The organism is Armatimonas sp. (genome assembly GCF_043760365.1).
Classification (GTDB): domain Bacteria; phylum Armatimonadota; class Armatimonadia; order Armatimonadales; family Armatimonadaceae; genus Armatimonas.
In genome coordinates this window covers 1-6,025 of record NZ_JAYUPA010000178.1, presented here as the reverse complement: position 1 = coordinate 6,025, position 6,025 = coordinate 1, and the positions used below count along the sequence as shown (strand labels likewise).

8 protein-coding genes are annotated in these 6,025 nt (G+C 61.0%); 5 read left to right on the top strand and 3 right to left on the bottom strand.

The genetic code is table 11. The annotated features are described in order from the left end of the window. Positions 1-812: AAA family ATPase (locus ACH2EH_RS04505; RefSeq protein ID WP_395139358.1), on the bottom strand; the 812-nt coding region annotated here is incomplete at its 3' end. Positions 813-880: 68 nt separating this feature from the next. On the opposite strand from ACH2EH_RS04505, the gene ACH2EH_RS04500 reads away from it, so the two are divergent. Continuing rightward, on the top strand, positions 881-1,381 hold the full coding sequence (locus tag ACH2EH_RS04500) for a VanZ family protein (RefSeq protein ID WP_395139356.1): 501 nt from the start codon (positions 881-883) through the stop codon (positions 1,379-1,381). Between the two features lie 3 nt (positions 1,382-1,384). Here ACH2EH_RS04500 and ACH2EH_RS04495 read toward each other — a convergent pair whose 3' ends face one another. Both ACH2EH_RS04495 and ACH2EH_RS04490 read right to left on the bottom strand, forming a co-directional pair. After that, positions 1,385-2,350 (bottom strand): DUF6777 domain-containing protein, encoded by a 966-nt coding sequence (locus tag ACH2EH_RS04495; RefSeq protein ID WP_395139353.1) that lies wholly within the window; start codon positions 2,348-2,350, stop codon positions 1,385-1,387. Positions 2,351-2,469: 119 nt separating this feature from the next. Then, a complete protein-coding gene (locus ACH2EH_RS04490) occupies positions 2,470-3,771 on the bottom strand; it encodes a thymidine phosphorylase (protein ID WP_395139351.1) in 1,302 nt (433 codons plus the stop codon). Positions 3,772-3,877: 106 nt separating this feature from the next. Here ACH2EH_RS04490 and ACH2EH_RS04485 point away from each other — a divergent pair, with 106 nt between their 5' ends. The 4 genes from ACH2EH_RS04485 to ACH2EH_RS04470 form a co-directional block, all read left to right on the top strand. Beyond that, positions 3,878-4,558, top strand: coding sequence for a DUF1559 domain-containing protein (locus ACH2EH_RS04485; protein WP_395139349.1), 681 nt, complete (start codon positions 3,878-3,880; stop codon positions 4,556-4,558). Beyond that, entirely contained in the window at positions 4,548-4,892 is a 345-nt protein-coding gene (locus ACH2EH_RS04480; protein ID WP_395139347.1) for a hypothetical protein, read from the top strand. Before ACH2EH_RS04485 ends, ACH2EH_RS04480 begins: the two co-directional genes overlap by 11 nt. After that, positions 4,889-5,506: a hypothetical protein gene (locus ACH2EH_RS04475; RefSeq protein WP_395139345.1), complete on the top strand. Its 618-nt coding sequence runs from the start codon at positions 4,889-4,891 to the stop codon at positions 5,504-5,506. Before ACH2EH_RS04480 ends, ACH2EH_RS04475 begins: the two co-directional genes overlap by 4 nt. Next, positions 5,487-6,025 (top strand): ABC transporter permease (locus ACH2EH_RS04470; protein ID WP_395139343.1); only part of this gene is annotated, 539 nt, incomplete at its 3' end. The genes ACH2EH_RS04475 and ACH2EH_RS04470, both read left to right, overlap by 20 nt.

Below are 6,025 nucleotides of genomic sequence, written 5' to 3'. Positions count from 1 at the left end.
AGTGCGGAGGCCATGTCGTAGTGCGTGTCGCCAGACTTATCGTAGCCAAGGGAGCGCTGTCCAACGGCCTCCTCGGCGTGCGCCAGAGTGATGACTCCGCTCTGTGCCAGTGCTGCCGCCAGCTCCAGCGCCCCGAGTGCCGAGCGTGCATCGCCAGATGCTGCTGCCGCTAGAAAGCCAAGTGCTTGGGGTTCGAGTACGAGTGACCTTGCTCCCAGCCCGTTTTCAGCATCGGTCAGAGCCCGTGTTAGGAGCGCCGAGAGATCGTCCTCACTCAGCGCCTGGAAGGGATAGAGCCGTGCCCGCGAGAGCAGGGGCGCATTGACAGAGAAATATGGGTTTTCCGTGGTCGCGCCAATCAAGATCACCGTGCCGTCTTCGACATGGGGCAAGAAAGCATCTTGTTGCGCCTTATTGAAGCGATGGATCTCATCCACAAACAGAAGCGTGCGCTGCCCGTAGGCTTTATGGCGCTCCCGTGCCGCCTCGATAAGCTTACGCACTTCGGCGACTCCCCCCGTGACGGCAGAAAAGCTCTCAAAGTGACAGCGTGTCGTGCGTGCGATCAGCGACGCGAGGGTAGACTTCCCACAGCCCGGCGGCCCCCAGAAAATCGCGGAGCGCAGCTCGTCACGCTCAATAGCCTGCCGCAGCGACTTCCCGGCGGCGAGCAGATGTGCCTGCCCAGCCAGCTCATCCAGGAGACGAGGGCGCATACGAGCGGCGAGGGGTGCATCCTGACGCAGTGCAGCCTCCCCGCTACTTGGAGAGAGTGCTTCCGAAACGGTGATTACGGGTGAAAAAAGATCCATTCCTGCGCCGAATTAAGTATGCCCCACTGTTTGCCTATCTAAACCAGTTTAACATATACTTAGAGACAATGCGCCCCTTTGTTCGTTACACCCTCCCCCTCCTGATCTGGATGAGTTTTATTTTCATGATGTCGGGCGACACGGGATCCACCCAGCACACCCGACCTCTTATGCGTAGTATTCTGCGCAGGCTCGCCCCCTCGCTGGCGGCGCAGCTCACTCCCACTCAAGTGGATCGGATTGATTTTAATATTCGTAAGACGAGCCATGTTCTGGAATACTTGCTCCTCGCCCTCTTGGCCTACCGCGCCGCGCGGGGCGGGAGCCCCCACTTTCGCAGCCGCCACGTGCTCTTCCCTCTGGTGCTGGGCATCGGCTTTGCCGCCAGCGACGAGTGGCATCAGAGCTTTATTCCGTCGCGCTGGGGAGTCGCCGCCGATGTGCTCTACGACAGTTTCGGGGTCACTCTGGGAACACTGCTCAGCCAGTGGCGCGAGCAGCTCCAGCGAGAAAAACAAAGCGGGCCCGCCCTCAAAGAGAGCGAGCCCGCTGGGAGTAAATCCTCCTAGCGTTTATTTTCGGCGGCGCAACAGAGGCAGGCCAGCCAGACCCAGTGCGGCCAGAAGAAGTGTCCCCGGCTCGGGTACGGAGCTCACGCCGCGCCCTCGACTCGTCACCGCGCCTGTCGGTGTCAACAGAGTTCCTGTCTCTAGCGCCGTCGCACTCTCCTCGGTTTCTACCGACACGGGCTGCTTCACGGAGCGCACCACAGCGCCCGCGATTCCAGCAAGCGGCAGAAGCGGCAGTCCTGTGCGAGCAATCTTGTTGAGCGGTCCTGGAGCGGGTTTGGGCTCAACAATAGGCTTGGGAGTCGGCTTGACAGTGGGTACTACCGGCTTGGGAGTCGGCGTCACAAAGACCGGATCAGGGGGCAGGTTTAACGCCACTTCGCCACCGGGGAGGCCTTCCAGTCCCGCAGGGGCGCTCAGGTTAGAGGCCACTTGCTCAAGACCACTGGGAACTTTTCGGCTGCTCACCGTACTGGGCTTGGGCTTCTCTTTAAGCACAGGTGCCTTGGGCGAGAGGGGGTTGGAGCAGATCCACTTCAGAACCGGGTTGCCATCACGGGTCGCCCAGACACGGGTTCCCTTCTTGAGCGACATTTTCTTGCCGTAGATCAGGCCCGCTTTTGTCACACCGTAGTTGGTTACCGGCGTATCCTGGGGCAGGATGTAGGGAACCAGCGCATCTTCCACAAAGCTGACGACGCGCTCCTCAGGCAGACCGAAGTGCTTGGCTATATTGCTGCGGAAAATCTTATTGGTCTTCAGGGACTCCACCAAAGCATCGGTAGTGAGCACAGGCTCATTCAGAAACCGATCTCGCCCCGAAGTAACACGCTGAGACGTAAAAGCGGGCAACACCACTCCCGAAGGAGCACTGCTATCTCGACGCTGTGCATACGCCGTATTCGTGTTCAAAACACCCTGCACGAGGATCAAACTCAAGATTGTATAGGTATTAAAGAGGGTCTTCATTTAGGTTTCTTCCCTTGTCGTTGAAGAATATCACAAAAAGCCTGCCACAAATTCGGGCACGATAGAAAACCAGTATTTATACTGCCTCAAACCCGTATTTTTACCACTGATTTAGTTTATTAGTTTATACAGTCCAGCACTAATGTCGGAACGCGCACTAGGCTCCTGCCGATCTCAAGCGCAGCAATAACCTCGGCCTGAGCAGCCTGAGCGGCCTCAGCATCCCGAGCATGAACACGTGCGAGAGTCTGCCCAAGTGCCACGGGCTCGCCCACCTTGATAAAGAGCTCTAGCCCCACGGACGGGTCTATAGCGTCCTCTTTGCGCACACGCCCCCCGCCCAACCGAACAACCAGCTCACCGAGAGCTTGCGTGTCAATGCGTTGGAGATACCCCACCTCGGTTGCAACAATCGGTTCAATGTGAAGCGCCTGAGGGAGCGGCGTTTTGCTCTCTCCTCCCTGGGTCGCCACCAGTGCCTCCCAGACACGCCTCGCGGCCCCGGACTCCAGCGCACTTTGTGCCCGCCGCCGCCCCTCTTCAAGCGCAACTCCCTGCGCCAGTGCGATACCATGCGCCGCCAGAACCAGGCATAGCTCCCGCAAGCGTGGCTCCGCCTGCGCCGGGTTTGCCAGAAGCGCACTCGCCTCCTGCACTTCCAGCGCATTACCAATCGTGCGCCCCAGGGGCTGGCTCATGTCCGTCACCAGCGCCGTCGCCCGCCGTCCGTTTGCAACCGAGCCCGCCACAAGTGCCTCCGCCAGTGCCACTGCCTCGGCCTCGGTCTTCATGAGTGCGCCACTGCCCACTTTCACATCAAACAGAAACGCCGGAGCCCCTCCCGCCAGTTTCTTGGAGAGAATCGAGGAGACAATCAGTGGCAAGCACGCCACGGTCGCGGTGGCATCGCGCAGTGCATAGAGCTTCTTGTCCGCCGGTGCCAGAGTCGCCGTCTGCCCGACGATGCACGCGCCAATCGCCCGCACCTGCGCGAGCATCTGCTCCGTGCTCCGCTCCACAGAGAACCCCCTAATTGCCTCTAGCTTATCGAGAGTCCCTCCTGTGTGCCCTAGCCCACGCCCGCTCATCTTACAAACCGGGACGCCCGCCGCCGCCAGAATCGGGACGACGATCAGGCTGGTCTTATCCCCGACCCCACCGGTGGAGTGCTTGTCCAGTGCGCCCGGAAACTCGGAGAGATCAAGCTGTTGTCCGGAGCGCGCCATCTCTGCGGTGAGCGCCGCCGTCTCCGCCGTGTCCATTCCCCGCAGATAGATCGCCATGAGCAGCGCGGCGGCCTGGTAGTCAGGGATCGTGCCCCGTGTGTAACCGTCAATGAAGAAGGCAATTTCATCGGAGCTAAGTGCCCCGCCATCGCGCTTTTTGGCAATAATCTCAGGGACATGCATGGCGATTAGCATACCCTGTCTTCCCCCGTCGTTTTACCCTGCCTTCACCTGTCAGTTCCTGGAGCCAGCCCGATTCCCCCCGTATGATGGCATCATGCTTCGCTGTGGAACGAAATTTATGAAAAAAGCCTTTACCCTAATCGAACTCTTAGTAGTTATCGCCATCATCGCGATACTCGCAGCAATCCTCTTCCCTGTCTTCGCCAAGGCGCGGGAGAAGGCCCGCCAGATAAGCTGCACCTCCAATGTCCGCCAGATGGGGACGGCCTGGATGATGTATGTCCAAGACTACGACGAGAGCTTTCCCCCCAACAACTCGCCCACAGCAGCGAATGCCGAGTGGGTGCTGCGGCCCGGTGCGGCGTTTCCTTGCAAGCCCTGCCGTCCCATTCACAGAGTGACGGGCCAACCCTACGATCCCCGTGTGTTTGCGATGCCCTACGTCAAAAACGACCAGATGTTCCGCTGTCCCAGCGATGTGGGGATTCCTCGGAGCATCGCTACCGAGCCTACTCTAGGCCAACCGGTCTGGAAGGGCGAGGGTTCCAGCTACTGCTTGAACACCGTAGTCACCCGGCTCGCGACGTTGGCAGCCATCCCGGAGCCTGCCGATACCTACATGGGCGCGGAGATTTACGGCTGGCACGGCGATGATGCAGCGAACCGCTGGAACGTGGCAACGGGCCACCCGAACCGGGTCGCGTACTTCGTAGACGGGCACGCCAAGATAGTGGGGGAGGCCTTCATCAAGCTACAGTGCTTGCCGCCTGCCGCGCCCGGAGTGGGCCTTGTTCCCTAAAAAGGCGCTCGGTGCCCTCTTAGCCCTGCTGCTGATCGGCTGTTCGAAATCGGGGGGACGTGTGCTCGGAACCGAGCCCGCTGTCGCCCCGATTGCTCTCGTCTCCACTCTGAAGACAGCGACCGGGCCGGTGACACTCGCGGGAACCATGACAGACAAGTGCCCCACGGCAGCGTGCTGGTTTCATCTCAAAGACGCGAGCGGAATCGTCAAAATTGACGTCGCTCTGGCGGGCTTCACGGTCGGTGATATTCCCGATGGCGCGGCACTGCGCGTCTTCGGCAGCTACAACAAAGACACCGGCGCGGTAGAAGCCACCGGGCTGCGCTGGTGAAAAAGAGCATTATCGCCCTTGCTGCGGTTGGCCTGGTAGGAAGTGCTCTCGGACTCGCCTATCTCCTCTACAACGATGACAGCGATGTCAAGACAACCTATGCCCGACCCGATGCGTTCCCCCAGCACAGCCAGCCGATGGTTCCCTGGCGCGCACCCAAGACAGACATGACCGCACTCTTTCCCGGTGCCCCGGTCCCCGATTCCAGCGCCCCCCAAGTGATCGCGCTCTCATCGAAGCGGGCGGAGCTGGTGAAGCGGCTCGGCAAAGAGACTCCGCTCGACTCGAATGCCCTGTATGTCTACCTGGTGGAGGGCCACGGCGCTGTCCTCCTGCGGCGAGCGGCGGGTGAGTTCGGGGCTATCGAGGTCGTGCTGGGCGTAGAAAGTTCAGGAAAGATCGTCGGTGTCCGGCTCCAGCGTCACCGAGAGCCGCCCGAGATCGCGAGTGTGCTCACTGCGCCCGCATTTCTGGCGAGCTTTTCGGGTAAAACAGCTCAGAGTAGCTTCGAGCTCCCCCCAACGACTCCCCTCGTCGCCGAGAAATCGGCGGGGGCGGTCTTGCGAGCGGTTCGCGCTCTGCTCATAGAATACGATGCTGGCACTCGCACTTAAAAACCTCACCCGACGGCCCTTGCGCTCCTTGCTGACGCTGAGTGGGCTGGCCGGTGCGGTCGCTTTTCTGAGCTGCCTGCTTGCCTTCTCAGAAAGCTACCGGAGCGGGCTGCGGCGTGAGCTGGACGGGATGGGAATGCAGCTCATGCTTGTCCCGCTGGGCTGTCCTTTCGATGCCGCCGCACAGGTGATCAAGGGGCGGTCGCTGGAAACATCGCTTCCCGAGAGTGCCCTGGCACTCGCCCGGCGCGACCCGGCGGTCGCGCTTGCCTCCCCGATCTTCGCCGCCGCTTTGCCCCGCCCCGCACTGGGGCGAACGGATCTCTGGGTGGGGGTGGACGAGACGACCCGGGCGATGCGCTCCTGGTGGAAGCTAACCGCCGGGCACTGGCCGACTCAACCCGACGACGTTCTGCTGGGTGCCGAGGCGGCGATCACGGAGCTGCGCCAGCCAGGCGACAGGTTCTACAGTCCGGAGACAGGGCGCACTTTTACGGTCTGCGGCGTGCTTACCCGCAG

What these genes read in the sequence shown, in the direction of transcription:
- ACH2EH_RS04485 (WP_395139349.1), top strand. Translation starts at nt 3,878, where the DNA reads ATGAAAAAAGCCTTTACCCTAATCGAACTCTTAGTAGTTATCGCCATC.
- ACH2EH_RS04490 (WP_395139351.1), bottom strand. Translation starts at nt 3,771, where the DNA reads ATGCTAATCGCCATGCATGTCCCTGAGATTATTGCCAAAAAGCGCGAT.
- ACH2EH_RS04500 (WP_395139356.1), top strand. Translation starts at nt 881, where the DNA reads ATGCGCCCCTTTGTTCGTTACACCCTCCCCCTCCTGATCTGGATGAGT.
- ACH2EH_RS04495 (WP_395139353.1), bottom strand. Translation starts at nt 2,350, where the DNA reads ATGAAGACCCTCTTTAATACCTATACAATCTTGAGTTTGATCCTCGTG.